Source organism: Vibrio aquimaris, assembly GCF_009363415.1.
In the GTDB taxonomy this organism is placed as follows: domain Bacteria; phylum Pseudomonadota; class Gammaproteobacteria; order Enterobacterales; family Vibrionaceae; genus Vibrio; species Vibrio aquimaris.
On record NZ_CP045350.1, the window covers coordinates 2,058,787 to 2,085,429 of the forward strand.

At 41.9% G+C, this 26,643-nt stretch carries 24 protein-coding genes; 10 read left to right on the forward strand and 14 right to left on the reverse strand.

The genetic code is table 11. The features are described from left to right. Positions 1 to 70: 70 nt before the first annotated feature. The gene (locus FIV01_RS09525) at positions 71 to 994 is read left to right on the forward strand and encodes a YeiH family protein (RefSeq protein ID WP_152430792.1); all 924 of its coding nucleotides are present in this window, start codon (positions 71 to 73) and stop codon (positions 992 to 994) included. On the opposite strand, the gene FIV01_RS09530 is transcribed toward FIV01_RS09525, so the two are convergent. Then, positions 991 to 1,173 carry a hypothetical protein gene (locus tag FIV01_RS09530; RefSeq protein ID WP_152430793.1) on the reverse strand — a complete coding sequence of 61 codons (183 nt, stop codon included), beginning with the start codon at positions 1,171 to 1,173 and terminating at the stop codon, positions 991 to 993. The two genes, FIV01_RS09525 and FIV01_RS09530, sit on opposite strands and share 4 nt — an antisense overlap. Positions 1,174 to 1,375: 202 nt before the next feature. Here FIV01_RS09530 and phnR point away from each other — a divergent pair, with 202 nt between their 5' ends. Further along, a complete protein-coding gene (gene phnR, locus FIV01_RS09535; RefSeq protein WP_152430794.1) occupies positions 1,376 to 2,077 on the forward strand; it encodes a phosphonate utilization transcriptional regulator PhnR in 702 nt (233 codons plus the stop codon). Between the two features lie 17 nt (positions 2,078 to 2,094). On the opposite strand, the gene menE is transcribed toward phnR, so the two are convergent. The 6 genes from menE to FIV01_RS09565 form a co-directional block, all read right to left on the reverse strand. Then, positions 2,095 to 3,465 carry an o-succinylbenzoate--CoA ligase gene (gene menE, locus FIV01_RS09540; RefSeq protein WP_152430795.1) on the reverse strand — a complete coding sequence of 457 codons (1,371 nt, stop codon included), beginning with the start codon at positions 3,463 to 3,465 and terminating at the stop codon, positions 2,095 to 2,097. Continuing rightward, on the reverse strand, positions 3,465 to 4,451 hold the full coding sequence (menC, locus tag FIV01_RS09545; protein WP_152430796.1) for an o-succinylbenzoate synthase: 987 nt from the start codon (positions 4,449 to 4,451) through the stop codon (positions 3,465 to 3,467). Before menC ends, menE begins: the two co-directional genes overlap by 1 nt. Positions 4,452 to 4,543: 92 nt before the next feature. Next, entirely contained in the window at positions 4,544 to 5,410 is an 867-nt protein-coding gene (gene menB / locus FIV01_RS09550; protein ID WP_152431707.1) for a 1,4-dihydroxy-2-naphthoyl-CoA synthase, read from the reverse strand. A gap of 15 nt (positions 5,411 to 5,425) precedes the next feature. Further along, entirely contained in the window at positions 5,426 to 6,220 is a 795-nt protein-coding gene (gene menH, locus FIV01_RS09555) for a 2-succinyl-6-hydroxy-2,4-cyclohexadiene-1-carboxylate synthase (protein ID WP_152430797.1), read from the reverse strand. Next, a complete protein-coding gene (gene menD, locus FIV01_RS09560; protein WP_152430798.1) occupies positions 6,210 to 7,925 on the reverse strand; it encodes a 2-succinyl-5-enolpyruvyl-6-hydroxy-3-cyclohexene-1-carboxylic-acid synthase in 1,716 nt (571 codons plus the stop codon). Before menD ends, menH begins: the two co-directional genes overlap by 11 nt. Then, entirely contained in the window at positions 7,926 to 9,230 is a 1,305-nt protein-coding gene (locus FIV01_RS09565) for an isochorismate synthase (protein ID WP_152430799.1), read from the reverse strand. 213 nt (positions 9,231 to 9,443) lie between these two features. Between FIV01_RS09565 and FIV01_RS09570 the strand changes: the two genes are divergently transcribed. Then, positions 9,444 to 10,658 (forward strand): pyridoxal phosphate-dependent aminotransferase, encoded by a 1,215-nt coding sequence (locus tag FIV01_RS09570; RefSeq protein WP_114787290.1) that lies wholly within the window; start codon positions 9,444 to 9,446, stop codon positions 10,656 to 10,658. A 117-nt stretch (positions 10,659 to 10,775) separates the two neighbouring features. After that, positions 10,776 to 11,369, forward strand: coding sequence for a 5'-deoxynucleotidase (gene yfbR / locus FIV01_RS09575; protein WP_246210392.1), 594 nt, complete (start codon positions 10,776 to 10,778; stop codon positions 11,367 to 11,369). Between the two features lie 9 nt (positions 11,370 to 11,378). Here the strand turns inward: yfbR and FIV01_RS09580 are convergent, their stop codons facing one another. From FIV01_RS09580 to FIV01_RS09595, 4 genes are all read right to left on the reverse strand, one after another. Further along, entirely contained in the window at positions 11,379 to 12,434 is a 1,056-nt protein-coding gene (locus FIV01_RS09580; protein ID WP_152430800.1) for a hypothetical protein, read from the reverse strand. A gap of 23 nt (positions 12,435 to 12,457) precedes the next feature. Continuing rightward, entirely contained in the window at positions 12,458 to 14,071 is a 1,614-nt protein-coding gene (locus tag FIV01_RS09585; RefSeq protein ID WP_152430801.1) for a methyl-accepting chemotaxis protein, read from the reverse strand. A 97-nt stretch (positions 14,072 to 14,168) separates the two neighbouring features. Then, positions 14,169 to 14,579, reverse strand: coding sequence for a type 2 periplasmic-binding domain-containing protein (locus FIV01_RS09590; RefSeq protein ID WP_152430802.1), 411 nt, complete (start codon positions 14,577 to 14,579; stop codon positions 14,169 to 14,171). A 9-nt stretch (positions 14,580 to 14,588) separates the two neighbouring features. After that, positions 14,589 to 15,716 carry a porin family protein gene (locus FIV01_RS09595; protein WP_152430803.1) on the reverse strand — a complete coding sequence of 376 codons (1,128 nt, stop codon included), beginning with the start codon at positions 15,714 to 15,716 and terminating at the stop codon, positions 14,589 to 14,591. A gap of 375 nt (positions 15,717 to 16,091) precedes the next feature. Here FIV01_RS09595 and FIV01_RS09600 point away from each other — a divergent pair, with 375 nt between their 5' ends. Continuing rightward, the gene (locus tag FIV01_RS09600) at positions 16,092 to 16,781 is read left to right on the forward strand and encodes a type 2 periplasmic-binding domain-containing protein (protein ID WP_152430804.1); all 690 of its coding nucleotides are present in this window, start codon (positions 16,092 to 16,094) and stop codon (positions 16,779 to 16,781) included. 636 nt (positions 16,782 to 17,417) lie between these two features. Continuing rightward, a complete protein-coding gene (locus tag FIV01_RS09610; protein WP_152430805.1) occupies positions 17,418 to 18,734 on the forward strand; it encodes an anti-phage deoxyguanosine triphosphatase in 1,317 nt (438 codons plus the stop codon). Here FIV01_RS09610 and FIV01_RS09615 read toward each other — a convergent pair. Next, on the reverse strand, positions 18,723 to 19,739 hold the full coding sequence (locus FIV01_RS09615; protein WP_152430806.1) for an adenosine deaminase: 1,017 nt from the start codon (positions 19,737 to 19,739) through the stop codon (positions 18,723 to 18,725). The genes FIV01_RS09610 and FIV01_RS09615 overlap by 12 nt on opposite strands. Positions 19,740 to 20,084: 345 nt before the next feature. Beyond that, positions 20,085 to 20,690, reverse strand: coding sequence for a tRNA-uridine aminocarboxypropyltransferase (locus FIV01_RS09620; RefSeq protein WP_152430807.1), 606 nt, complete (start codon positions 20,688 to 20,690; stop codon positions 20,085 to 20,087). A gap of 3 nt (positions 20,691 to 20,693) precedes the next feature. On the opposite strand from FIV01_RS09620, the gene rrtA reads away from it, so the two are divergent. From rrtA to FIV01_RS09635, 3 genes are all read left to right on the forward strand, one after another. After that, the gene (gene rrtA, locus FIV01_RS09625; protein WP_152430808.1) at positions 20,694 to 21,257 is read left to right on the forward strand and encodes a rhombosortase; all 564 of its coding nucleotides are present in this window, start codon (positions 20,694 to 20,696) and stop codon (positions 21,255 to 21,257) included. 103 nt (positions 21,258 to 21,360) lie between these two features. Then, positions 21,361 to 22,695: a DEAD/DEAH box helicase gene (locus FIV01_RS09630; protein WP_152430809.1), complete on the forward strand. Its 1,335-nt coding sequence runs from the start codon at positions 21,361 to 21,363 to the stop codon at positions 22,693 to 22,695. Positions 22,696 to 23,005: 310 nt separating this feature from the next. Beyond that, positions 23,006 to 24,607 (forward strand): hypothetical protein, encoded by a 1,602-nt coding sequence (locus FIV01_RS09635; protein ID WP_152430810.1) that lies wholly within the window; start codon positions 23,006 to 23,008, stop codon positions 24,605 to 24,607. A 75-nt stretch (positions 24,608 to 24,682) separates the two neighbouring features. On the opposite strand, the gene sohB is transcribed toward FIV01_RS09635, so the two are convergent. Continuing rightward, positions 24,683 to 25,744 (reverse strand): protease SohB, encoded by a 1,062-nt coding sequence (gene sohB, locus FIV01_RS09640; protein ID WP_152430811.1) that lies wholly within the window; start codon positions 25,742 to 25,744, stop codon positions 24,683 to 24,685. An 89-nt stretch (positions 25,745 to 25,833) separates the two neighbouring features. Here sohB and FIV01_RS09645 point away from each other — a divergent pair, with 89 nt between their 5' ends. Further along, on the forward strand, positions 25,834 to 26,577 hold the full coding sequence (locus tag FIV01_RS09645; protein ID WP_152430812.1) for a YciK family oxidoreductase: 744 nt from the start codon (positions 25,834 to 25,836) through the stop codon (positions 26,575 to 26,577). The last annotated feature ends 66 nt before the right edge of the window (positions 26,578 to 26,643 follow it).

Here is a 26,643-nt window from a genome sequence, read left to right on the forward strand (position 1 = left end):
AACAAATTAAATCTATTTCTTTACCTGAGTCCGCTACACTTTAGCGCTATTTATGAAAAGTACTTTGTCGATGAACCAAATAAAAAACCAACTTGTATTCTGGCTTGCCTTAATTGCTTGTCTGACTCCTTTTGTTACGTCACCAACTGCACTTATTATCGGCTTTTTGCTTGCAACACTAGGCTTAGTACCTCACGAGTTTAACCTCGCTAAGATCACTAAAAAGTTGCTCGCATATTCTATTGTCGGTTTGGGCTTTGGTATTCATTTTAATGATGCGTTGGCCGTAACTTCTGATGGTATTGGTTTGATCGTCGCAACCATTGTCGGAACGCTTCTCATCGGCTGGTGGACAGCAAAAGCATTTAAGCTAGATAAAAAAACTGGCTATTTGATTTGTTCTGGTACCGCAATTTGTGGTGGTAGCGCCATAGCAGCCGTCGCACCAGCTATAAAAGCCAATGACGGGCAAATCGGCTTATCTCTGGCGACTGTGTTTGTGCTCAACTCACTAGCTCTGTTTATCTTTCCTGTTATTGGCCATGCCGTTGGTCTTGACCAACATACCTTTGGAACATGGGCTGCCATTGCTATCCACGATACCTCATCTGTGGTGGGAGCCGCCTCCGCCTATGGGGAAGAAGCATTAACAACAGCCACAACACTCAAGCTCGCTCGTGCACTATGGATCATTCCGGTCGCATTGTTCAGCGCTTTTCTGTTTCGTAGTGACTCTAGAAAAATCACCATTCCCTACTTCATCTTGTTTTATTGCCTAGCCATTGCCGTTAGTGATCTTCTCCCTCAATTTGAATTCGTTTATCAGACCGTATTTGATATTGCCAAAAAGGCACTAGTCATTTGCCTATTCTTGATTGGCTGTGGTATTTCAGTGGAGAAGCTTAAATCAGCCGGACCTAAACCTCTGGTGTTTGGTGTGACGTTATGGATCGGGATCTCATGTAGTTCACTGGCTTGGCTTTTGCTGACTTAATGCTCATGGAGCTTCAACTTACTCACTCGACTTTGTCGCTTGGGCTTGAATTCTAAGAGTAAAGAGATAAGCATAAGAAATGCTGACAATTCGACTAATGCTCTCATTAACCCTTCACTTTGCGTAGCAATGAAGATTTGGAGCAGAGTCGCGAGCACTATGATGATTTTAGCTGCCATCTATATATCCATATTCAAATTCCGTAGTGTTTATTATGAACTAAGGTTATAAGAATCGGAAAGACACATTTGAACTATGAAAGATCCATTTTAACTAAGTTTTGCTTTGCATTAGGCGTTTACAATTTATGTTAATCACACATAATACTCTCAAGTCATGTGACAACCGCTTATAGCAACAAAGCGGGTAATAGGAAGCCAGATGCAATACGTTAAAATAAAAGACTCGATTGTTGAACAAATTGACACTGGCATGCTCTCTCCGCGCCAAAAACTGCCGTCAGAGCGAAAGCTTGCAGAATCATTTGATACAACTCGCGTCACCCTGAGAGAGGCTTTATCGCTTCTCGAAGCTGAGGGGAGGATTTATCGTGAGGACAGAAGGGGTTGGTTTATATCACCACGGCCACTGCGCTACGACCCAACTCAAAGCCCAAGCTTTTCAGATATCGCCCAGGCCCAAGACCGTTCGCCAGCAACTGAGTTAGTGACAGCGAAAAGTATAATGGCCAATAAACAAGCCACAAGCTTATTACACCTGCCACCTTTCTCGGATGTTTATCATGTAGAACGTGTACATTATTTGGAAAAACGCCCCGTTGTTTATGTGACCCACTATATCAACCCAACCTATGTTCCAAATATTTTGGACTACGACTTAACACATTCGCTAACCAAGATTTATCGAGATCACTTCAGTGTCGTCTATAAAAGAAGTCATTACCGCATTTCAACTAGCACATTGCTCGGAGAAGTAGCGCTAGCGTTACGCGCAACCTCAGGTACTCCAGCTATGGTCATTGAACGAACCAATTACAACCAAGACGGTGATATGATCGACTGTCAGATAGAATATTGGAGGCACGATGCGATTAAGATTGAATCTGTCGCCGCTCTCGTCTAACTAAAGGCGCTAAACCATCAGTTATTAGCCTGCCGCCACACCCATTGATTCACCACCAACCGTGAGATCTTAATACCATGACTTTGGAGGTTTTCCGGCATGTCATAATAGGCAATTGGCCACTTGAACTTAATTAATTCTCGGCTGAGATACTGTTCAATATCGGCGATATTTATACCCTTATCACTTTTAATAACAGCAACTGGTCTATGGCCGTATTCTTTATCTTCAATAGGCACTACGATCGCTTGAATAACGGTAGGAACTTGATTTAATACCGCTTCAATTTCTTCACAGTGTATGTTTTCACCACCCGATACAAAGAGGTTATCTGCCCTACCGATAACATTCAGCTCATCGTTTTGCCACAACCCTAAATCTTTAGTATCAAACCAAGCGTCATTAGTAATAGGGATAATGTCACCTTGCTGATAATATCCGCTAGCTAGCGTTTCGCCTGAAATATAAATCCGCTGGCATTTTAGCTTTACATGGCGATGTTTAAGTACTTGACCGACACCATTACTGCCATCAACTTTCTTCGCTGTCACCGTTGATGCCGCTTCTGTCATTCCGTATCCAACCCAAGTTTCAACACCTAACCGCGATGCTTCCTGACACAAAGATAATGGTATGTGGCTGCCTCCAAGAAGCACATGGGAAAGTCCTTGCACTGCTTTATTTTCCAATGCTCTTTGCAGCTGGATTGGAACAAAAGAAGCGTGTGTCACCCCAATCAGATCGCTTGTTAATTCTCCACTAGCGAGCTTTAAAGCCGCTCCACTGTATAACCAGCGATAAACGATAGCCAATCCAGACACATGATACATGGGTAGACTGAGTAACCAAGTGTCATCCTTGGTAAATCGCAATGTATCGATTAAACCTGACGCGGAATAAAAATGCTGACGAGACGTGTGGACAACCGCTTTGGGTTTGCCAGTTGATCCTGACGTAAATATTATCGACGCTGGTCTGTCTTGATCATACTCTCGCGCAAAGTTCTCAGAAGAGAAGGCTTGTGAGTCAATACGAAATGACCCCACCTCTGACAAATTAGGATCCATACTGCAAACTTTTGCTGGTACTTCGCTTGGATATAGAGTTTTCAACTTGGTATCAAAGTCTGCTCTTGTTTGCGGCATAACCAGAGCACAGATTGCCCCTAGCTCCATACACGCCAAATAAGCCAGCAATATTTCTAAGCTGTTTTTCCCCACGCACGTCAGCACATCTGCAGATTTAATACCTTGACTAAATAAGCTCGCAGCAACACTGTCCACTAAGTCATCAACTTCAGACCATGTATAATCTTTACCTTCCGACTTTAAGGCGACAGAGGAAGGACGTGACTGAGCCCATTCCTTAACAAGAGAGCGATTAGCCACTACACCTGCCACACTAGCTGATGCTGCTCTAATTTAGAAATTGGCAAGTCGCAGCCTGGCCAGCTTACCTCTAGCTGCTCAGCAAACAAACCTACTGTATCCAACCCGGGAACTTCATCCGGTAACAGCCATTGAGACAGCCGCGCTAGCTGTGTTAATCCTATTGTTGACTCTATGCTCGAACTAATAATAGGCTTAATACTCAAAGCCTTAGCAGCTTCTATCAAGGCAATACAATCTTGCACTGAACCAAGGAGTGTTGGCTTGATAATGATAGCCTTAGCCCCATCAAAATCTTGGAGTTTAAAATCAGGCTTGCGCACCGCATGTTGAAGTGTTTCATCCCACGCAATAGCTATTCCAGTATTAATCGCAAACGAAAAGCTATCTCCCGGTGCTTCACATGGCTCTTCAACAAAAGCGATTCGTTGACGAAGAGACGGCGCGACTTTTTTGGCAAACAGCTGAGCTTGTTCCGCCGTCCACGCGCGATTAGCATCTAACCGCAAAGTAAGATCGGGAATAGATTCCAGCAATAAACTCACAATCAATCCATCACGGATCGGCTCATACAGACCCACTTTCACTTTGGCAACTTTCTGCCCTGTCATAGTACTTAACCTGTGCAATAGATCATCAGGGTCACCCGAACACAAAGGCGCTGCCTGATAACAGCCTTCTTCAGGCAAACACTTGTCCAATTCTAGCTGCGCCATAGATAGACCAAAAGCGACCGATGGATGCAAAGATTTATAATCAAACCTCTGACCATTTTTCCAAAACGTTAACTTCTCTACTAATTGTGGATAAACATCCTCAATGCTTTCGTGGCTAAAACCCGGTAAAGGAGCAACTTCTCCCAAACCGGTTTTTCCATCCATTTCCAGCACAACCACAAAGCCCTCTCTTTCCGTGAGTCTCTGCTCTCTCAGTACCACACCACTGTCCATCGACAGCTGATAGCGAAAAAGTTTGGCTGTTCTCATATCCATATACCTTGTAGTTACTTTTGTATTCGTCAGCGTTCACTAACTTAGGGTACCCCAAAAAAGTAGAGAGTTATTCGCTTCCCATTTTGCTATGGATTTCTCGGAAACTGCTCAAAGTCCGGTCGACGTTTTTCATTAAATGCATTACGACCTTCTTGGCCTTCTTCAGTCATGTAGAACATCATTGTCGCATTGCCCGCCAACTCTTGCAGGCCTGCTTGCCCGTCGCAATCTGCATTCAGCGCTGCTTTAAGGCAACGAAGCGCCATTGGACTATGTTGCAGTGTTTCTCTGCACCAACGTACGGTTTCTTTCTCCAACTCCTCCAAAGGAACAACCGTATTCACAAGGCCCATGTTGAGTGCTTCGTCCGCATCATAAAAACGGCACAAAAACCATATTTCACGAGCTTTCTTCTGACCAACAATTCTCGCCATGTAAGCGGCGCCCCATCCACCATCGAAGGATCCAACTTTAGGGCCTGTTTGACCAAATTGCGCATTATCTGCGGCAATGGTTAAGTCACACATCATATGCAGCACATGACCACCTCCAACAGCCCAACCCGCGACGGACGCAATAACAGGCTTGGGGCATGTTCGTATTTGGCGCTGGAAATCCAATACGTTCAAATGATGAGTTCCAGAGTCATCCTTATAGCCACCGTAATCACCGCGTATTTTCTGATCGCCTCCTGAACAAAACGCTTTTTCGCCAAGACCTGTAAGTATAATGACTCCGACTCTTTCATCATAACGAGCATCCGCCAGCGCTTTCATCATTTCCTTAACCGTCTGAGGACGAAAAGCATTATGAATCTGAGGGCGAGCAATGGTAATTCGCGCAATACCATCTTCCGATTTGTGGTACTGAATATCCTCAAAGTCATTGGCGCAATCATTCCAATATACTGGCGCGTACAATTCCTGCTCCGAAAGACCGACTGTTTTTGACATCATGACTCCTGTTAATTAGGTAGCATCTAATGATAGGGCTCTAACATTAGATTTAACAATATTAGTAAAGGCTTGCGGATCCTCAATATGAACATTGTGACCGACTTGTTGAATACAAGTGTACGGCAAGCCACTACTTGCATTCAGTTGTTTGAATTTCTTGTCTTTATCACCGCATATGCAGTGTATGGAAACGCTAGAAGTTTTGAGAATATCAAGCAGAAAATCTTGTTTCGCTAATGTGGTCGCTAACAACATAGAAGCGACTGATGAACCAAAGTTTTTCGCTCTTTTTCTGACTAAATCTGTTTTCTGTGCATCACTCAAAGATTGAAAAACAATCTGTTGATACCAGTCTTCAAGGACAGTTTCTATGGTTTCGTGGCTAAAACGGTTAGCCCAGACTTTGTCATTAATTAGGCGCTGCTTTTTATGTTCTTCATCATCAAGACCGAAATGGCCGGACTCACAAATCAGCAGTTTAATGTTAAAGGCGGAGAAATATTCGTTAGCGAGCCCTGCCATCACGATTCGAGCCCCCATTGAGTAGCCCACTAAAACTATGGGCGCTTGTTCAGGAACTTGGTGAGACAGAACATTAGATATTTGATCGCAGCAAGATTTAAAATCGGCGCAATGTACGTTTTTGCTTCGGCCATGCCCGGGAAGATCGATGCATAAAACTGGGTAGTCAGCAAGAAACTCAACACATTGGGCCCAATCATCACTGTCGCCAAGAAATCCATGCAGGCAAACAATAACGGGCAAAGATCTGCGGTGGTCACTATTATAAAAACGGCTAGCAAGCATCGAAATACCCTACTAACTCTTTTAACTGCTTTGATGCTTGTTCTGGAGGTGTTATCACCTCAACCATTAGAGTACCTTCCCCGTTGGTTAAATGCTGTTTAACAACGCAGTTGTAGTCTGCAAGGCTGTTAGGTTGCTGATACTTGAGTCCAAACTGCTTTGCCGCATATTCAAACTGATACCCATGTGGCATCTGATAGAGCTGGCGTTTATGTGCTTTAGAGACAGGAAGCAAGTCAAAAATGGCTCCACCATCATTATTGATGACAACCAATACAACAGGCGTTTTTGTATCAGTAAACAAAGCCAAAGAATTAAGATCATGTAGAGCAGAAGTATCACCGAGATAGAGGATACTTGGCCTATTTGTCGAACACACTATCCCTGCAGTGGTAGCCACTAATCCGTCGATACCTGATGCGCCTCTGTTACTATAAACTCTCGTGTTAGGGATAACGCCGAACATATCAACCAGACGAACAAATAAGCTGTTCCCTAGTACGACTTGCGTATAGGCTGGCAGGTTTTCCAATGTGGTAGCTAGACCTATTTCAGTCGGAGCTTCGTCTGGTAATACATAATTATCAATCAGGCTACGAACTTTTAGGCAGCAAATATCAAGCTCTTTACACCATGACTCTATGGCGGGACTATGCCCTAGCGCGGACAGATAGCTATCAATCCATGAACAAATCTCAGATACGTGATGAATTTGAGCCACATGGCTAGGGTTATTACGCTCAGCTTGCAGAGAAACGTAATGATATTGAGCTTGTTTTTCTTTAACTTGGATCTCGACCCACTGGATAAGCCTTTTTGAAACAAAACGGGCGCCAAATTGGAGAATAATGTCGGCTCGGCTAATCAGCTTTTTGTATTTAGCACCACGTAACCAAACATCGTAATGTGCTTGAGAGCTCGACACTCCAGATTGAGGATCGCATAAACAGGGCCAACCTATGATTTCCGCAAGCTTCTTCGCTAGTTTCGCTTCCTCCAAAGAGACATCACCTACTAAAATCACACCTTTTTTTTCAAAAAGCCCTAAGTTTTGAGCAAATAAGCTCGAATGAGATACTGACTTACAACTGAATGGATGACCTGATTTCCACCATATATCAACACTGTCCATGTAGGTCTGATGAACACTCTTTGGTGATGATTCATACAGTGGTTCAGGGAATGGACAGTTTATGTGAATGACGCCACCGTCTGTTTCTTGCTTGTACATCAGTTGATCTACAGAAGTCAAAAGCCAACTAAGCGGCACAGACTCGCTAGGACTGGGAAGATTGATTGCGTGCCTAGCATGAGATGAGAATATACTGGTTTGATTTATTGCCTGATTCGCCCCACAATTGATAAGCTCAACCGGCCTATCTGCGGTAATCACAACTAATTTCTCACCGGTTAGATTTGCTTCTACAATCGCCGGCAACAAATTCGCTACAGCTGTTCCAGAGGTAACAATAATGGCAACCGCTCTTTTGCTGGCTTTAGCAAGCCCGAGGGCCATAAATGCCAAGCCACGCTCATCAAAGTGAGTATGCAGGGTCAGTCTCGGATTATCACAAGCTTCTATAACAAGAGGGGTAGACCTTGAACCTGGCGCAACACATACTTCCTCAACATCAAGGCGAGTAAGCTCTTCAAGCAGAACTTGGCTCCAAATTCGATTCATAGCAGATTGCGCTCTATCCTTCATCTAAGAAACCGCCTCCAGTTGATGGGAGTCATCAAACAGAGAAAGTAACGTCGACATCTTTTTGTCCAACTCATCCCACTCATCAGTAGCAACTGACCCAGAAACAATTCCTGCTCCTGTAAAAAGCTCAATTTCATTCGCTTTCACTAGTGCACTTCTGATGGTGACACAAAACTCGGCTTGATGACGGCCGATAAAGCCCAAAGAGCCTGCATACCAACCTCGATGGAAAGGTTCATACTGCTCAATAAACGTCATTGCGTCTTTGCGAGGCAAACCGGCAACAGCAGCAGTAGGCTTTAGCGCGTGCAATAATTCCACAGCACTAGTGTTGGGTTTGAGATGAGCATAAATATTACGTTTAAGATGCTGTACTTTGCGCAGCTTAATTAAATGAGTGTCACTATCTGTATCAATTTGACTGGTGTATGGAATCAGACGTTCAACAATATCATCGACAACATGACAATTTTCATGTCTATTTTTGGTATCCATACACAACCAATTCGCTAGAGCCATATCTTTGGAAGCACTCGCTCCTCGGCCAGCCGTTCCTGCTAAAGCCTCTGTAGAGAGGTTTTGCTGATGTTTTACGAACAAACGTTCAGGGCTAGAACCAACAAAACTGCACGATTCATCCATAGAAAACATAAAGTGAAAGCTGTTGTAATTGTTAGCACGGCTCGATTTAAGCAGCTGTGCAGCACTAGCTACACCATTAATTTTTAGAGTGGTTTTACGCGCCAGCACTACTTTTTTAAATGCTTGACTATCAATACCAGTCAGAACTCTGTTCACAAGCTCACACCAACCTGCTCTGTCTGGGCAATGTGTAAGCTTGCTGACATTGATAGATAAAGGCGGTATCGGAGGCAGTTCTGTGACCACTTTTTTCAGTTGGTCCAGAATATCTTGTCTATCTTGATTTAAATTGACTGCGATAGACCACCGCTTACCCTCTCGGATTAATTCTATCAATGGCAAAACAAAAAAATGCGGTGTGGGGATACAATCAGAAACATATGGCTTATTGAAGGGGCTACCTCCCCATACACGCTGATCTTTAGCTAATGAGTCAACGTCGATAGAACCAGAAAAGACCGTCAACTGGCCTAAAGCCACCGTCTCTTGATGGGCATCACGAGACTGCCAGTAAAACTTGGGATAAAGGGACTGAGCGTCGGCCCAATCAATGCTGTCAATATTCGGCGCCCCTTGAAAGCGGTACACCAAGCGTTTTTGATCGGACTTTGCTGTTTTTACACTCTCAATTAGATGTCTAATTGCTTGTCGAAACAAGGACACAACTCCCCCTTTACCCATAGAGCTTTAGGCCAATTTTACATCGCCCATTGTTTCATTGCCCCAACTCAGATCAATGTTATCGCTCAGGATATAGCAAATCCTTCAAATAGAGTTCCAAGTAACAAAATACGCATTAATGCAGTTTTTTATTCTAAAAAATATGTTTTTGATGTAGTTTAATAAAGAAATCAAAACATTTTTAGGTTGTATACAATGCAAGATATCGAGATGTCGTCAAAACTCGATAATGTCTGCTATGACATTAGGGGACCTGTACTCAAACATGCTAAGCGTATGGAAGAAGAGGGGCATAAAATTCTAAAGCTCAATATTGGAAACCCTGCTCCCTTTGGTTTTGATGCCCCAGACGAAATTTTGGTTGATGTGATTCGTAATTTGCCCACTTCCCAAGGCTATTGTGATTCAAAAGGAATCTACTCCGCGCGTAAAGCGGTAGTGCAATATTATCAGCGCAAAGGTATTCGTTCTCTGGACGTGGAGGACGTCTACATAGGCAATGGCGTTTCGGAGCTTATCGTAATGGCTATGCAGGCACTACTGAATAATGGTGATGAGATGTTGGTGCCCTCTCCTGACTATCCACTTTGGACAGCCTCTGTTGCACTCTCAGGAGGCAACGCTGTGCATTATCGATGTGACGAACAATCAGACTGGTATCCAGATTTAAACGATATACGTAAAAAGATCACACCTAAAACTCGCGGAATCGTATTGATCAACCCAAACAATCCAACTGGCGCGGTTTATAGTCGTGACTTTTTATTGGAAGTGATTGAAATTGCTCGTCAGCATAAACTCATCATCTTCGCAGATGAAATATACGACAAAGTGCTTTACGACGGCGCAACTCATACCTCAGTCGCAACTCTTACAGAAGACCTCTTGGTGGTCACTTTCAATGGCCTATCCAAAGCCTATCGCGTGTGTGGTTTTCGTGGTGGCTGGATGTTTATCACAGGCCCCAAGCATCTCGCTCAAGGTTATATTAACGGATTGGAAATGCTCGCTTCCATGCGCTTATGCGCCAATGTTCCAATGCAGCACGCTATTCAAACCGCACTTGGCGGATACCAAAGCATAAATGAATTGATCCTTCCAGGCGGACGATTGCTAGAGCAGCGCGATCGCGCTTACGAACTTATCAACCAGATACCAGGAATATCATGTGTTAAACCCAAAGGGGCCATGTATTTGTTCCCGAAAATCGATACCAAGATGTATAACATCAAAGATGACCAGCAAATGGTGCTCGACTTCCTAATTCAAGAAAAAGTTCTTCTGGTGCAAGGATCTGGTTTCAATTGGCCTGAACCTGACCACTTTAGAATAGTAACCCTACCACATGTCGAAGACTTAGAAATGGCAATAGGACGCTTTGAACGCTTTCTTTCAACTTATAGCCAATAATTCGGTAAGCTTAGTTATTTGGATAAAGAGTACTGGATAAGTACTCTGCTTACTGAAAGGAAGGGGCTTAATAAATTGACCTACAATTAAAACAAACAAGCATAATTGGGAGTCATCGTGGAACAAAGTACTTTTATGGCATGGGTGACCCGCATGCCGCTAATAAAACGCTGGGCCTTGATGCATTGTTTTCAAGAAGAAAATGTGTCTGAGCACTCCCATCAAGTGTCAGTGATCGCACATCTTCTCACTGTGATAAAAAACAAACGTTACAATGGTTATTTAAGCCCTGAAAAAGCCGCAGTTGTGGCGATTTACCACGAAATTTCTGAAACAAAACTTCAAGATATCAATTCAAAGACCAAATACCATAGCCCTGAATTTACTGCAGCCTTTAAGAAACTTGAGGATATTGCTGAACAAGAATGTTTAGAAACATTGCCTGCTGATTTGCGTGATGAATTTGCAAATTTGTTAGTACAGAAAAATGTAGAAGTTGAGTACAAAGCGATAGTCAAGGCTGCTGATATCCTTGCTGCTTATATAAAGACATTAAATGAACTGAGATTTAACAATAATGAGTTTTTGCATGTTAAAGAAGGCCTAGAGCCACGTATCGAGCAGTTAATTGCAACCATGCCTGAAGTGAAAGATTTTATGGATATTTTCTGCGATAGCTGCACAACCACTTTTGACAAAATCTCTGGCTGAAAATGTCGTTTAGAAACCTTTGGTATCAAAGCTAAAACCAAAAAGCACAAACCGCTCAATCTCACTGGAGTAATTGTTTTTTGCGAGACCTGTTTGTAATTTAAGCTTGACGCTTTTAGATAGGTTTTTAACAAAACCAAGGTGGTGCGACTGATACTGAACTTCATTAAGTGATTTTGAAAGCGAGGCTCCTGTATTGGGCTGTTGGCTTAAAATACCAGTGTAATCATTCTTGGCATCACTTTTTCCAAACGTATAGTACAGTGTCCAAGTTTTAGAGGGCCTAAAGGCGGCATGCATTCTTAGCCGATACCCATCAAAAACCGTATACACATCCTCTTTATAATCATTTACTGTGTATTTAAATGAAAATATAAACGGTTTAATCGGAACATTAAGTACAGCGTTGTAATAGTATGAGACTTTGTTTTCAAGCTCGACGGTATTTGGTAGACCAACTAAGCTGCCCTGAATGTTACTCAGGGTTGAACTTGTAAAATCTACTCTTGTTTCAGCAAAGCTCAAGATAGTTGAAAAATACTTCCACTTACTACGAAACTCAGCGCCATAAGGAATATGCATATCGAGCGTATTTGCCCCCAGCTCATTATTGTTTGAACGTCCAGAAATTACACGAAGATGGTGCTTGTCCCAGTCATACCGCCACTGAAAACCGTCATAGGAAGTAACATTTAACGGAGTGACTTCTCTTTGCAAAGATAACCAAGGGTAACGCATCGCGTTATAAACATTTTCATTGAAAATATGCAGTCGTCCTAGTGCGAACCAACCTAAAGGTTCAATAGTTTTGGCGGCATAAACCTCTGAAACTTCAATTTCATCTTCATACAATCTAGAGAGAAAACTGGTGTGGAAGACAATGCTGTTCTCCTGCCAAGATTCATCGAGTGTAAACTTAACGTATGAATCGCCTATGCTTTCTCCTTTAATATAGTTTTCATCGACAGGCGCATAAAATATATTGCCACTAAATGTCGCATCAAGCCCATAGCTAGGTAAAGCTGTGAGCGCTATTGAACCAGAAATTAGATAGCGTAGAAGCATCGATCGCAAACTCGATTTACTCATTATTTGGAAAATTGGCTAATAGCTTGTGACAAGTCAGAAGACAAATCAGCCAATTCAACCGATAGATCACCGACTTTTCCTACAGTATCCAAGGTTGTCCCTATAGATCCTCGCGAGTTGACTGTATTCGATTTTACTTTTTCCGTTGCGCGCATTTGTTCTTCCGTCGCCGACTTAATTGAAGCACTTTGAGCCTGAATATCCTTCACCTGTTGAGAAATCAATTGTAGTGATTCCCCAGCTTTAGATACCATTTCCGCGTTCGACAACGCTCTGTCTTTGGAGGTTTCCAGTACCGAATTGGCGCTTTGCACTGATTCTATCAAGTTACTTAACAACGTATTAATTTGCTCCGTTGATTTCACGGTTCGTGACGCAAGCTCCCTAACCTCTTCAGCAACAACAGCAAACCCTCGACCTTGCTCGCCTGCACGAGCAGCTTCTATCGCAGCATTCAAAGCAAGTAGATTGGTCTGATCAGCAATATCATTAATCACGCTGAGTATGCTGGTAACGTTTTCAGTATCTGACGCCAAGTTTTGTATGACTGAAAAGGTGTTTTGTAGGTCTTCTTGTAGCTGTTCAGATTGAGTGACTGAACGGTTCATTTTCTCTTCACAAGAGTTCAGCTCTTGCTCTGCTTCGATAATAAGATCAGAAGTTTCAGTAGTCGACGTCGCCACATGCTCAACACTATGTGCTAAGGCCGACATCTCATCCACCAGCTCATTGGACAAGTTGTCCAAGTCTTCCATCGCCTGACTAGAGCTAGAAGTGCTCACCTTGAGTTTGTCAGAGATGTTCAGCATCGGATTACAAACGGCTACAACGGCCGCGACTGACTTTTCTAGGTTGGCAATAAACGCATTAAAATTTTGCGCAAGCTGACCTGTTTCATCATTACTTTTTGGTTTGAGGCGATAAGTCAGGTCTCCTCGTCCTTGGCTTAACTTAGCTAAGTTATCTGAGATATTTAGAATGGAGAAGGATACATTTCTTGCAATTAATTGCGCGATAACAATAACGAGTAACACAGAGATAGACGATATGGCTAGAATAATTTTTAATTGATTCTCAAGCGCTTGATTACTTTCTATTGCGAGCTGGTTTAATTTGTTACGTTCCTCTTCTACCGCTACATCAATCTCAGCAACAAGCTTTTCGTAGATGGTACTTTTTTGGTTTGCTGCTTGACTGAGTGCCTCAAAACCCCCTTCAAAATCGCCCCCAAGCATGGCTTGAGATACCATCTCTGATAAGCGAACATATTCACTAAGGTCGTCTAATACTTGCTGGTCAACGGTATCAGAGCTAGTGACTAATAAATTGAGCTTTTGAGCCAAAGCATCGGCACTTTCGCGTGCGTCATTTAAGATATCTTCATCACCAAAGGTAACACTTTGAGTGAAGAGATCTTCAACTCCTTTGATGGCAAAGCTGGAGAGCTCAGCAGCAATAGTATTGGAAAATTGCTGTCCCGTAAGTTTGTCTAAAAAGACAGTATTGGAAGAAATCGAGCTAATGTTAAGAAACCCAATAGATAGGAATGCGCATAGCGCAATGGCAGTAATCGAATGAATCTTCATTCGGATAGAGAGATACATTGACTTCATAGTGACTCCAAACACCAGCGAAGAGGCTTAACACAGAGACAGCAGCTAAGCCTCTCAACATTTAAAATTCACCAACAATTTTGACGTTTTTATCTACCTAAAACTCACCGATAACTTTGACGCTGTCCGTCACACTGCTTTTATCGATATAGCCAATCAAGTCGGGATTATTTGAAATTAGCTGGATCACATCACTGTCGCTATCGACTTCCTTCGGAGGTGTTCCTTTTCCCGTAAAGATAAGCTTAGACCAATATGCCTTATACTGTGAGCTTGATTTACCCACAACATTTTGGTTGAACTCACCCGCAAGTGCACTAGATGACGAATGTGCAATTGGGATGATAGGCTTACCATCAGGTAGCTTTTTGTCCAAATTCAAATAGATACGTGATATTTGCTCTTTGTCTAACGCTGCTGAGCTCGACTTGTTAACAATCACTGCGATTGCTGACACCGCTTGGGCCGAAAAAAACAACGATACGAGTAGAGTAAGTACTGTTTTCATGTGACCCCCTTAAAATATTATACTGATGCCAGATCTGAAGAACTGAGTGTCTGTGTTGGCATAATCATCATCGGTAAAGCCATACTCAAACTTCAAAGCCGCATTCGAGTGGAAATCATAGCGAAGCCCGATAATATGTGTTTTATCTTCAGCCACGACTTGGTCGGTAAATGCTTTTGCACTAGAGTAGCGCGCATCCGTTGTGGCGATTTTATCCAAGTCATTAGTTTTATCTGAACTTGAGTACGAATAGTGGAGCGTGTATTCGTTATATCGATAACCAAGCGTTGCCAAAAAGCGATCGTCTTCAGCAATGGAGATTACATCATCATCAAATCTCACCTCGGCGTATTCGACCCCAAAATAGTAGCTGCCTGGATCATAATACGCAGCCACCCCTGCGATATACCCGCCCATATCGGTTGCCAAAAAGGCATTAGGGAAATCTGAATCAAAAGCGCTATCTAGTTGAGATATTTGGGCATCTTCGTTTGAATTAGTAACAGTAAGCTCAAACTGTGAGTATATTAACTTAGTTTTGATGTCTCCATAATTGAGATCAAAGTTGGAGATGATGTCATACTTACCTGATAGGTCACCGACACTCAATGTCACTTCTCGTTTCCCTGAGCCTAAGTAAACCGCATAGTCAAACGAGCCAAAATTATTGGTGTAATAAAAGTTAATACCGTCATAGTTGGTTACGTTGGCAGCATACACTTCTATTGGCGGCGATATCCAGCTGTACGCATAACTCACATCTAAGTATTCAGAGTAAAAGTAAAAAGGTGCTCTTAGACGACCGAATTTAACGTCAGCATTATCGTTTATTTGGTATTTGACATAAGCCCACTCGAATTCAGGGTCAAAATCGTTTTTGCCCCTTGCAACCAACTGAACTGTCGCACTTAAGCCATCAGATAGATCCGACGAGCCTTGTAGACCAACCACTGATAACTGATCCATTTCTAGCTCGTCTGTCAAATTATCGTATGTTTGACCACCCTCGAAAGTTTTACCGGCCGCAATGGTTGCATACCCTCTCCAATCTATCTCAGCGAATACTGTCGCTGGGCTAAGAATGCACACACTGCTGAGCGCTAAGGTGAATTTATTTATATTTCCTAGCTTTTCCATTTTTCCCATCCTTTGTGTTATCGACATGTGGAATAACTTAATGATTAACATTGAGTAAACACATCAATCCTTACCAACATAGTCTAAAAAAACACCATTCGCTAAATGAAAAATTAACCTATTATTCTTTTTTTTATTGTGAGAATTATCAGATCGAATAATTTAGGATGCTAAAGTGAGAACTATTGATAAAACAGAACAAACTCTATCACTACATTCATAGGTCAAAAGCGCACTTGCTAGAAAAAATTGAGACGTCAGCAAAAGCTTATATGAGGACCAAGTCTATACTACAAAAGAACTGAAAAATTCCTTCTCTGCAAAAATACTTATTCGAACTATAGTTTAAAAATAGATCCAGATTGTGAGGCCGTTATGAGTCGTTGGCTAGTGAGTATACTTTTAATGTCTTGGTCATATGCACCAATATCGATTGCCGAAGATAAGGAGTCAATAAAAGTGGCCATCGGCAACATTTATCGTGACCAAGATGCCACATCTAAATACGGTATACAGGTGGAGAAGGACCTTCAGGCTATCTATTCTGGCGCAGGTCTTGACGCCTCGTTTATCTATTTGCCCAACGAGAGAGCGATTCAGTCGGTTATATCAGGACAGTACGACGCTCTCGACATGAGGGTAGATGCGCTAGAAAAAGAGCAAGAGTTATTAAAAGTCAATGTACCTCTAGTCACCTTCGACATCTATTTGTATACGATAGACGGTAGTTTTTACAATAATCTAAACGAACTTAAAGACCAAACTGTCGTGTCTTACCATGGTACTCGGTATACTAAAGTGTTAAAAAATTATAAACACCTTTATCTAGTTCACAATGCCAAGCAAGCAGCACTAATGCTCAGCAAGGGAAGAGTGTCCGTTTGGCTTGCCCCTGAAGTTTCCTATTTTTTCATCAAAGACCAGTTCCCTGATATAAAAGTATCTAGTTCGAGAATCGCTCGAGGCAATTTGTACCATTATATTCATCGCTCCAATGCCCACATACTTGATAAATTGGAAGCCTCTGCAAAAGAGTACGTCAAGTCAAAGGCTAAGGAAGAATAAGTATTTGGCACTCTTCGACCACTTTCATACCCTGTTTATCACTTTAGTTTAACTGTTGTTTTCTTTGTTACTTTCATTATTTCTCAGTCAGTTATGCAACCTACGTAACCATATATAAGACAAGTTTATTTGGTATTTTATAACCAGCTTACTCACTGCCTATGGTTATTGATAATGCAAGCCTCTGATTTATCGAGAACAGCTTGTTCAAAATTCAACTCAGTATCGTTTCATAAAAGCTCAGGTATCTGATGGCCACTCGTTATAAGATGCCATGAGAAACGCAACCTTATTCTGGTACTTTGCAAAGGGGGTACTATCGATTCCATCGATCCACTCTTGCTAGGATTTCTTCCCAAATATATACGAAATATGTTCTTCCCTTATGCCAGCGTGCACTCAGGTAAAACTTTAGGTGATTATGTACTACTTGAAATCAAAACCAACGCTGAACATGAAAGTGACTTATCAAAGCTGATAGCAACCTGCCCACTGCGTCCATCTAGGCACTCAAAATACGTCAATGGAATTCGTCAACTCATGTGGTTTTAGATTGTCATTGGTTGAATACTGTCTGATCTTTGTAGTTTCTCAAGTTTTTGTGTACGGTATCATAAAACCCTTGGGAAAATATTTATGACATTCCAAATCAGCAGCTTATGGCATGAACGACATGATGATGAGCATAAGATTCGTCGTGATGATCATCGGACCCCTTTTCAACGTGACCGAGCAAGAATACTCCACTCAGCCGCATTTCGGCGCCTGCAATCCAAGACACAGGTGCATGGAAACAGCTTCGATGACTTTCACCGTACACGGCTCACACATTCTTTAGAAGCAGCGCAACTTGGTAGCGGTATTGTCGCTCAAATAAAGAAAAAACAGCCCGAGTATCGCGAATTGTTACCTAGCGACAGCCTGATTGATTCATTATGCCTTGCGCATGATATTGGACATCCTCCCTATGGGCATGGAGGAGAAATTGCACTGAACTACATGATGCGAGATCATGGTGGATTTGAAGGAAACGCCCAAACATTTCGTATCGTCACTAAACTCGAACCCTACACTGAACATTTTGGAATGAATTTAGCTCGGCGGACACTACTGGGATTAATTAAATACCCTGCGTTACTGAGTGAAACTTGCTCTAGCGAAACTCCAAAGAGTGTGACACATCAAAGGCAACTTAAAGCTAAACAGTGGTCTCCCGCAAAAGGCTTGTATGATTGCGATCAACCTCTATTTGACTGGGTATTATCACCATTAAATAAATCAGACAAACAACTGTTCGGGCAAATTCTTTCTGAGCCAAGAGAAAAACATCAACATAAAAAAACCAGTTTTAAATCTATAGATTGCTCTATCATGGAATTAGCGGACGATATTGCCTATGGAGTGCATGATTTAGAAGATGCGATTGTTCTTGGAAAAGTGACCCAAGCCCAATGGGTTGAGGGGGCTCAAGACGCTCTTTTAAACTGCGGGGAGCCTTGGTTTAGAGCACATATAGAGTCTGTCACCAATATGCTGTTTTCCGGCATTCACCATCAGAGAAAAGACGCGATTGGCGGTATAGTAAATGTGTTATTGACCAGTATTTCAATTAAACCTGTTAATGCTATTTTCGCCAGCGATTTACTCGCCTTTAATGCTTACCTAAAACCAGAAATGGCCACTGCATTACAAATACTTAAACAATTTGTCCATGACTATGTTATCCGTGTACCACAAGTACAGATTGCTGAGTATAAAGGACAACAAATTATCATGGATATTTTTGAAGCACTCAGTGCTGATCCCGAAAGACTACTTCCTATTTCGGTTCGCCAAGATTGGCAAGCAGCCCAGAGCATTACGGAGGGTTATCGTGTGATCACCGATCACATATCTTCCATGACTGATGGTCATGCTCAAAGGCTTCACCAGCAGCTATTTTCATCCTATTGAACGGCTTGAAAACTCCTCTAAGACACGCTGCATACGATGCTTTTCGCTTTCACTAACAAAACTTGCTTCTATGGCATTTTGCGTTAACTGAGTCAATTCATCCTCTGTCAGTGAATGACTCTGCGCAACAGCAAGAAAGTTATCCGTCATATAGCCGCCAAAATAGGCAGGATCATCTGAGTTAATCGTAACGCAAAGATTTTGCCTTAATAAATCAACCACATTGTGTCGCTTCATCTCATCAAATACTTTAAGTTTTATATTTGATAATGGACACACAGTCAGAGGCATACGAGACTCAGCCAGCAAACGGACCAAGCGGCTATCGTCAGAGCATCGAACTCCATGATCAATACGCGAAACTTTTAGTAAATCAATACTATTATATATATTATCTACCGACCCCTCCTCTCCTGCATGTGCTACTGTTAAAAAACCTTCTTTAATCGCTTTAACAAATACTTGAGTAAATTTCTCAGGCGGATGACCAACCTCCGAAGAATCTAACCCCACAGCAATGATTTTATCCTTATGTTTTATTGCCTGCTCTAAAGTCAAAAAAGCACTCTGCTCATCCAAATGGCGTAAAAAACACATAATAACGCGACTGCTAATGCCCATTTTTTGTTTACCGTCTTCAAGAGCGCGATGAATTCCATTAATCACAGTATCAAAGGAAATACCTCGTTCAGTATGAGTTTGTGGGTCGAAAAAAATCTCAGTATGAATTACGTTATCTTGCTGACAGTGAAGTAAATACTCCCAAGTCAAGTCATAGAAATCTTGCTCATCAATCAGTACGTTGGCGCCTTGATAATAAATATCTAAAAATGACTGAAGATTAGTAAATTGATAAGCAGTCCTAACTTCTTCTGGTGTGTTAAATGGCAGAGGAATTTTATTTCGTTTGGCCAACTTAAACATCATCTCAGGTTCTAAAGAGCCTTCGATATGCATATGCAACTCAACCTTGGGTAACTGACGAATAAATGTATCTTGATTCATGCACTTGTCTCCATTCCATTAGTAGACCGCAGAGAGGATTATTTTTTCAAAATCGAAGAGTTGCCCACATACACAGCCGCTAATGTCATGATTTCCATACATGATGTGCTGTTAACGGTCTAATGATCTGAGTGCAGTACGCACGCCTTATTGAGAGTATTGTTACATGAACAGAAAAATGCAACTAGATGAATAAAAACATACAGAACAAGGTCAATGACACATGACCTATTTTATTACCGACATGATTCTGATGATGAGGAGAACTAAAAGTGTGAATAGGCGTTTAAATTCATTTATCTAGGTTTGTACAGAGCACAATAAAACACGACATCATATTATCTATCATGAATAATTCCGCTTAAATATACCTGCTGGCATATTACTAATTTGAAAGTCAATCATATGATTAAAAGCATCAAGTAATGGCGAGAAATCACGCTCGGGTTCAAGCAAGGACAAAAGGTGATAACCAGCCTCTACTGTCGATAGGCTATTGTTGCTAGGGGCTTTGCGGATTCGATAATTACCCTTTAAATCTTTGGGTAAGTGAATCATAGGCAATTTTTTTAAGTTGCTCGATAACTGCCAGATTTTATAGGCTTTTTTCCAAGTGCCATCGAGAATAATAATACGTACTTTACTATTGTTACTCATCGCTTCTTTTGCTGCAGAGACACCTGAAGACAAATCACTCGGATAAAGAATAAAATGTTGCACATCACTTTCACACAGCAATAGGTTAAACTCCACATGTTGAGTAAAGTTTTCACCTTGGAACAAATAACATCCTGCTAATGAAAGCGTTAGGATCTTTGCAGTCCCCATAGGCTTCTTAGCTTCTGTAGGATGCTGTAGAATGATCAGTTCCACATTGGCTGACAGGCTATGTATCCACTCACAGATGCAAGCTTTGGTTGACTTACCACATTGTAAACAATATCGAGACATAGAGTGCGCTTATTTCTTTTACTGGTTGTAATTAGCTTAATTTGCTTGTGTGTACAATTTGAACCTTTAGCTAACCTGACATATTGGCAAAATGAACTCATCGAACAAGGCCAGTGGTGGCGGATCCTAACAGGAAACTTTACCCATACCAACTGGATTCATCTAACTATGAATATCCTTGGCCTCTGGGTAATTTCCTACTTGTTTAGGCCCAACCCTAAATCATTTATTTGCGTCTTGCTAATCGTAAGCTTATCGGTTGGTATACTTAATCTTACAACGTCTATGAGTTCTTATGTCGGCTTGTCAGGAACGCTGCACGGTATTTTCGCCTACTATGCACTCTATGAGTCTTTGTCTGGTAGAAAAAGTAGCTGGTTGTTAGTTCTTGGGGTAGTGGTGAAAACAGGCTGGGAAATGACCATAGGCGCATCTCAAACCACAAGTGAGTTAATTAATGCCGCCGTCGCAGTAGAGTCTCACCTATTTGGCATATTGACAGGGCTCATCCTAGCTCTTATTGCCAACAAACATAAGTTGCTCGCAATATTCAAACCTCCACAATAATAATTTCTGTTGATGTTGGCCAACAAAGGACTCACAATAGCGCCTTTTTGCAGCTCATTATGGCTGCGTGAGCATGAGCTCAACTTATTACAGAGACATATTTATGGGTTTTACCTCTTTAGGCCTTTCTGCTCCAATCCTTAAAGCCATAGGTGATCAGGGTTATGACAAGCCCTCACCAATTCAAGAGCAAGCAATTCCTGCAGTCTTAGCAGGAAAAGACGTAATGGCTGCTGCGCAGACTGGCACAGGCAAAACCGCTGGTTTTACTTTACCAATTCTTGAGCTTCTTGATAATGGGCAAAGAGTCAAACCCAACCATGTTAGAGCGCTAGTATTAACACCAACACGTGAACTGGCTGCCCAAGTACAAGACAATATTTATAAGTACAGCCGGTATCAAAAGCTAACGTCTAACGTGGTTTTTGGTGGTGTCAAAATCAACCCACAAATGATGAAGCTTCGAAAAGGTACCGATATTCTTGTCGCAACCCCAGGCCGTTTACTCGATTTATATCAGCAAAATGCCATTCAGTTTTCGCAGCTGGAAGTACTTGTATTAGACGAAGCTGACCGCATGCTAGATATGGGATTTATTCGTGATATCCGCAAGATACTGGCATTGCTACCACAAAAACGTCAAAACCTTCTTTTCTCTGCCACCTTTTCTGATGAAATTCGACAACTCGCGAAAGGTTTAGTCAACAATCCGGTTGAAGTCTCTGTTGCTCCCGCAAACTCGACAGCCAACACGATTGAACAGTCTATCTACCCAACAGACAAGCGAAAAAAAGCACCTATGCTGTGCAAATTAATCCAAGAAGGCGACTGGAAACAAGTCTTGGTTTTTTGCCGAACAAAACATGGTGCAAACCGCTTATCTTATTACCTCAATGGCCAAGGTATTACTGCTGCGCCTATTCATGGGAATAAAAGTCAAAATGCTCGAACCAAAGCACTGGCCGATTTTAAGTCTGGTGAAGTTCGTGTATTGGTTGCAACTGATATCGCCGCACGTGGCATTGATATCCCCCAGCTACCACAAGTCGTTAACTTTGAACTACCCCATGTCGCCGAAGATTACGTACATAGGATTGGCAGGACAGGTCGCGCCGGAGAAGTTGGTAAAGCGATTTCTTTAGTAGAAGCGGCTGAAGCTAGCGAATTGTTCGCTATCGAAAAGCTTATCCAACAAGTTTTACCTCGTCTTGAACTAGAAGGTTATAAAGCGGTCAACGAACTGCCTAAATCCAAGCTAGATACTCGACCAATAAGACCTAAAAAACCTAAAAAGCCCAAAAAACCTAAAATCGACCATATTGATGGCCAACGCTCTGGTGATAACGCTAGAGGTCATAAGCCCGCTGGTAAAAACAAACGTCACTATGGGAGCAGCACAACACAAAATAGAAACAGCAAAAGCGGTGCTAACGGCTAGTGGTTGTTCTCTTTGTCCAGACTGTATATACAGTAAAACATCGTATTAATACTTTGACTCAGACAACCTATATTTAATTGTATCTTCCCAGATGTGCAATCAAGTTCTTATTGAAGTCTTGTTATGAAATAGTGCGAAAAACTCTGATGAGAGATGAGATTTTTAAATTTCAAGCACTTTTACGGCCCTGACATTGACCGAATGAGATAATGAAAAGTTATTATCGATATTTCATAAATAATCTCGTGAATATTTTACGGTCAATAAACATACTGAGCATAACGTGTAAGTACTATATGGTAGACTTAAAATGCAACCAGGTTTTCAAACTCAAAAAACAGCTAGTGCTGATAATATTCGTCACTCTGAAAATTTAGGCAACAGTGACAATCAATCCCTAAATGTTATTTCAGTAAGTTCAGTTTCTGAAAAAAAAATCCATGACTTAATTGAAAAGATTATATCTTTGAACTTGAGCTCTTCTGTAGACAGGAATAATGTAGAAAAACTGACACTCAATCTAGATAACTACCTTAACGAGCAAGACAAAAGCCAGCGACAGCTTTCATCTGCCCCCTCAAAAGAAGCTAAAAACTCGCCACCTCCACCTCCACCTCCGCCGCCTAAATCAACTAATAATAACGTGGCCCCCCAGGGTAGAGAGGCTCTATTCGCTGAAATAAGAGAAAAAGGGGCTACTGGCTTACGAAAAACAAACCTGACTGATAATACAGTGAAAGGGACACCGCCAACTAAATCGGCTAATACTAACGTGGCCACTCAGGGTAGAGAAGCTCTATTCGCTGAAATAAGAGAAAAAGGGGCTACTGGTTTAAGAAAAACAAACCTGACTGATAATACAGTGAAAGGGACACCGCCAACTAAATCGGCTAATACTAACGTGGCCACCCAGGGTAGAGAAGCTCTATTTGCTGAAATAAGAGAAAAAGGGGCTACTGGTTTAAAAAAAATAAGTAAGCAACCAATTCAACACACTAACAACAATGAAGGCTCTAACATCAGTAGCCATAACCCTCTCATTGACGGTATGTCAGAAAAAGGAAAGCAGCTGCTGTTTGAAAATCCAGACCAAATTCTAGACCAGGCCGGTCAATTGTCGGATGCAGATAAAAAAGCCATTGCAGCATTTACGAGTAAGATGATTGTTCATGCAGCTAAACCAGATATTCTGGGTGAACTGAAAAAGCAGATCGGTCATCTACCAGCCAATGAAGTTACCGAAAAACACATTAGTGCTATGCCAGAGTATTGCCAAGACTACTTTTCAGTAATTAGGCCTTATACCCATGATATACATACTTCTGTTCCCTTTGGTAATGCGCTATGTAGAAAGGCTGAGAAGGAAAACTATCAAAAAATCGATGCTGGTAGTGAAATGATTCATTTGAAAGGCAAAACCCCACAGAAACATCAAGGCCAACAGCAAACCCAATGGCAAAGTGTAACAGAAGTGATAGAAAAGCTTCAGATAAATAAGCGCTTAGAAGCAACATCATGGCATGAAAAAAGTGGGACAGTAGTTAGAACACCAAAAGAAAGCAACTCTGTTTTTGCTGAAGCACAAGAAAAGGCATCCAAGAGCTTAGATAATGAAACGCGTTCTGCATTGCTTAAAAATAACTATGAAAATCAAGTGACAGCAGCACTTAAAGAGGATCCTATATTCAGCGGCTTATTCGCAAAAATAGATAAAGATGCAGCACAGAAACTAGAGTCAGAATTTCGTGAGAGCATCAAGAACCCTGAAACTTTAGAAAAAAGCATTGGTGACTTTGTGCTGAACAAGTTACAAACACAATGTAAAGAGTTTACTTATACAGGTCTAACCGCTGAAAATGAGTCACTTCAACAAGAAATTGAGCGCCTGAAGGCACTGCTAGCTCACCGTTAAGATATACTATTTCAGCTAGGTATTAATCGGTAAGCCCTCAAAAATGAGGGCTTACTTTTTAATAGCGGCTAGGCATTACACTATCGGACGTTGGCCTCGGTCAATAAGCTTCAACAAAACATTATCAGCGGCTTCTCCCGCCAAACCCGCTAGCTTTGATGTAAGCTTTTTCTTCTCAACATAGCGAATCGATAATACGGTCTTATCTTTACAAGCCGCTACGACCAAATCATCAGAGGTACAAACTTCATCAACAAGGCCTAGCTCATGCGCTCGAATACCAAACCAATGCTCTCCAGTTGCGACTTTCTCCAACTCTAAAGACGGTCGACGTTCACGGATAAAGTCTTTAAACAAATCATGAGTGTCTTCCAACTCTTGCTTAAATTTATCGCGAGCTTTATCTGTATTTTCACCAAACATGGTCAGAGTCCGCTTATACTCTCCAGCAGTCAGTTGTTCATAATCAATATCATGCTTTTTCAAAAGCTTATTGAAATTTGGTAGCTGCGCGATCACTCCAATTGAGCCCACAATTGCGAAAGGAGCAGAAACCAACTTGTCTGCAATACAAGCCATCATGTAACCACCACTGGCGGCAACTTTATCAACAGCAATCGTTAATGGCAGTTGAGCGGCTTTAATGCGATCGAGCTGAGAAGAAGCTAATCCGTAGCCATGTACCATACCGCCACCAGACTCTAAACGCAGTAAGACTTCATCTCCCTCTTTCGCAACAGAAAGAATCGCTGTGACCTCCTCACGCAGAGAGGAAACTTCTTTAGCATCAATGCTTCCTTTAAAATCAAGCACGAATAAGTGAGGCTCTCTTTTACCATCAAGATCCCCTTCTTTTGACGCTTGTTTTACTTCCTTTTCTCTGACTTTGAGCTTTTCTTTTTCCTGCTTCTTTTCCGCTTTATCACGCGCTTTAAGAAATGCAGAGTCATGCAAGTGATGTTCAAGCTGCTCGACTGTCTCTTTATTCTGCTCAGTTAGATTGGTGATTTCTAGTTCACCTTTTGCCGCGCCGCTTTTTCCACCTACGGTTTTAGCAACCACTAACAGTGCAATCACGGCAACGACCACGGTTACAATCTTGGCCAAAAACAGCCCATAGTCCAACAAAAATTCCAATGTAATATCCCCTAAGATGCGAATTAGTGTATTGTAACCATCATCCTACTGATTCATAAAGCAGAACGTAACAATTAAGGACATATGACGTGAATTATTCTATTCCCTCAGATGCGTTACAAGGAAAAATCATACTTGTAACAGGCGCTGGTGACGGCATCGGAAAGCAAGCGGCGTTATCCTATGCTCAACATGGTGCCACTGTCATATTGCTAGGCCGCACAGTCAAAAAACTTGAACAGACTTACGATGAAATTGAAGCACAAGGCTTTCCCCAACCAGCCATCATTCCTCTGGATATGAAAGGCGCATCTAAACAAAATTATCTCGATATGGCCGACACTATTGGCAGTCAATTCGGTCGCTTAGATGGCGTTTTACATAATGCCAGCTTGTTAGGTGTATTGAGCCCATTCGATCAAATTAGTGAAGCAACATACGATGATCTAATGCAGGTGAATGTCAAAGCGCAGTTTTTAATGACACAAGCTATATTACCACTTCTGCATAAATCCAATCACGCGAGCCTTATTTTTACTTCTTCCACTGTGGGCCATAGCGGACGCGCGTTTTGGGGAACTTATGCCATGTCAAAGTTCGCAACCGAAGGTATGATGCAAGTCCTAGCCGATGAACTCAGCGATTCTCATATCCGAGTAAATGCGATTAACCCTGGCGGCACAAGAACAGGAATGCGTGCCAAAGCTTACCCTGCTGAAGATGCCGATTTGCTCAAAACACCCCTAGAGATCATGCCTTTATATCTCTATTTGATGTCGAATCAAAGTCAGGACATCACAGGGCAATGTATTGATGCTCAACCCAAAAAATAAATTCTTCTTTTATTCAACGCCTTGTTAACAAACAAGGCGTTTTTTTACCCGTTTACCTGCCTTGTC

Bases quoted from the DNA above. Each gene is read 5' to 3' on its own strand.
- FIV01_RS09525 (WP_152430792.1), top strand. From the start codon at position 71: ATGAACCAAATAAAAAACCAACTTGTATTCTGGCTTGCCTTAATTGCT.
- FIV01_RS09530 (WP_152430793.1), bottom strand. From the start codon at position 1,173: ATGGCAGCTAAAATCATCATAGTGCTCGCGACTCTGCTCCAAATCTTC.
- phnR (WP_152430794.1), top strand. From the start codon at position 1,376: ATGCAATACGTTAAAATAAAAGACTCGATTGTTGAACAAATTGACACT.
- menC (WP_152430796.1), bottom strand. From the start codon at position 4,451: ATGAGAACAGCCAAACTTTTTCGCTATCAGCTGTCGATGGACAGTGGT.
- menB (WP_152431707.1), bottom strand. From the start codon at position 5,410: ATGTCAAAAACAGTCGGTCTTTCGGAGCAGGAATTGTACGCGCCAGTA.
- menH (WP_152430797.1), bottom strand. From the start codon at position 6,220: ATGCTTGCTAGCCGTTTTTATAATAGTGACCACCGCAGATCTTTGCCC.
- menD (WP_152430798.1), bottom strand. From the start codon at position 7,925: ATGAAGGATAGAGCGCAATCTGCTATGAATCGAATTTGGAGCCAAGTT.
- FIV01_RS09570 (WP_114787290.1), top strand. From the start codon at position 9,444: ATGCAAGATATCGAGATGTCGTCAAAACTCGATAATGTCTGCTATGAC.
- FIV01_RS09580 (WP_152430800.1), bottom strand. From the start codon at position 12,434: ATGCTTCTACGCTATCTAATTTCTGGTTCAATAGCGCTCACAGCTTTA.
- FIV01_RS09585 (WP_152430801.1), bottom strand. From the start codon at position 14,071: ATGAAGTCAATGTATCTCTCTATCCGAATGAAGATTCATTCGATTACT.
- FIV01_RS09590 (WP_152430802.1), bottom strand. From the start codon at position 14,579: ATGAAAACAGTACTTACTCTACTCGTATCGTTGTTTTTTTCGGCCCAA.
- FIV01_RS09595 (WP_152430803.1), bottom strand. From the start codon at position 15,716: ATGGAAAAGCTAGGAAATATAAATAAATTCACCTTAGCGCTCAGCAGT.
- FIV01_RS09600 (WP_152430804.1), top strand. From the start codon at position 16,092: ATGAGTCGTTGGCTAGTGAGTATACTTTTAATGTCTTGGTCATATGCA.
- FIV01_RS09610 (WP_152430805.1), top strand. From the start codon at position 17,418: ATGACATTCCAAATCAGCAGCTTATGGCATGAACGACATGATGATGAG.
- FIV01_RS09615 (WP_152430806.1), bottom strand. From the start codon at position 19,739: ATGAATCAAGATACATTTATTCGTCAGTTACCCAAGGTTGAGTTGCAT.
- FIV01_RS09620 (WP_152430807.1), bottom strand. From the start codon at position 20,690: ATGTCTCGATATTGTTTACAATGTGGTAAGTCAACCAAAGCTTGCATC.
- FIV01_RS09630 (WP_152430809.1), top strand. From the start codon at position 21,361: ATGGGTTTTACCTCTTTAGGCCTTTCTGCTCCAATCCTTAAAGCCATA.
- FIV01_RS09635 (WP_152430810.1), top strand. From the start codon at position 23,006: ATGCAACCAGGTTTTCAAACTCAAAAAACAGCTAGTGCTGATAATATT.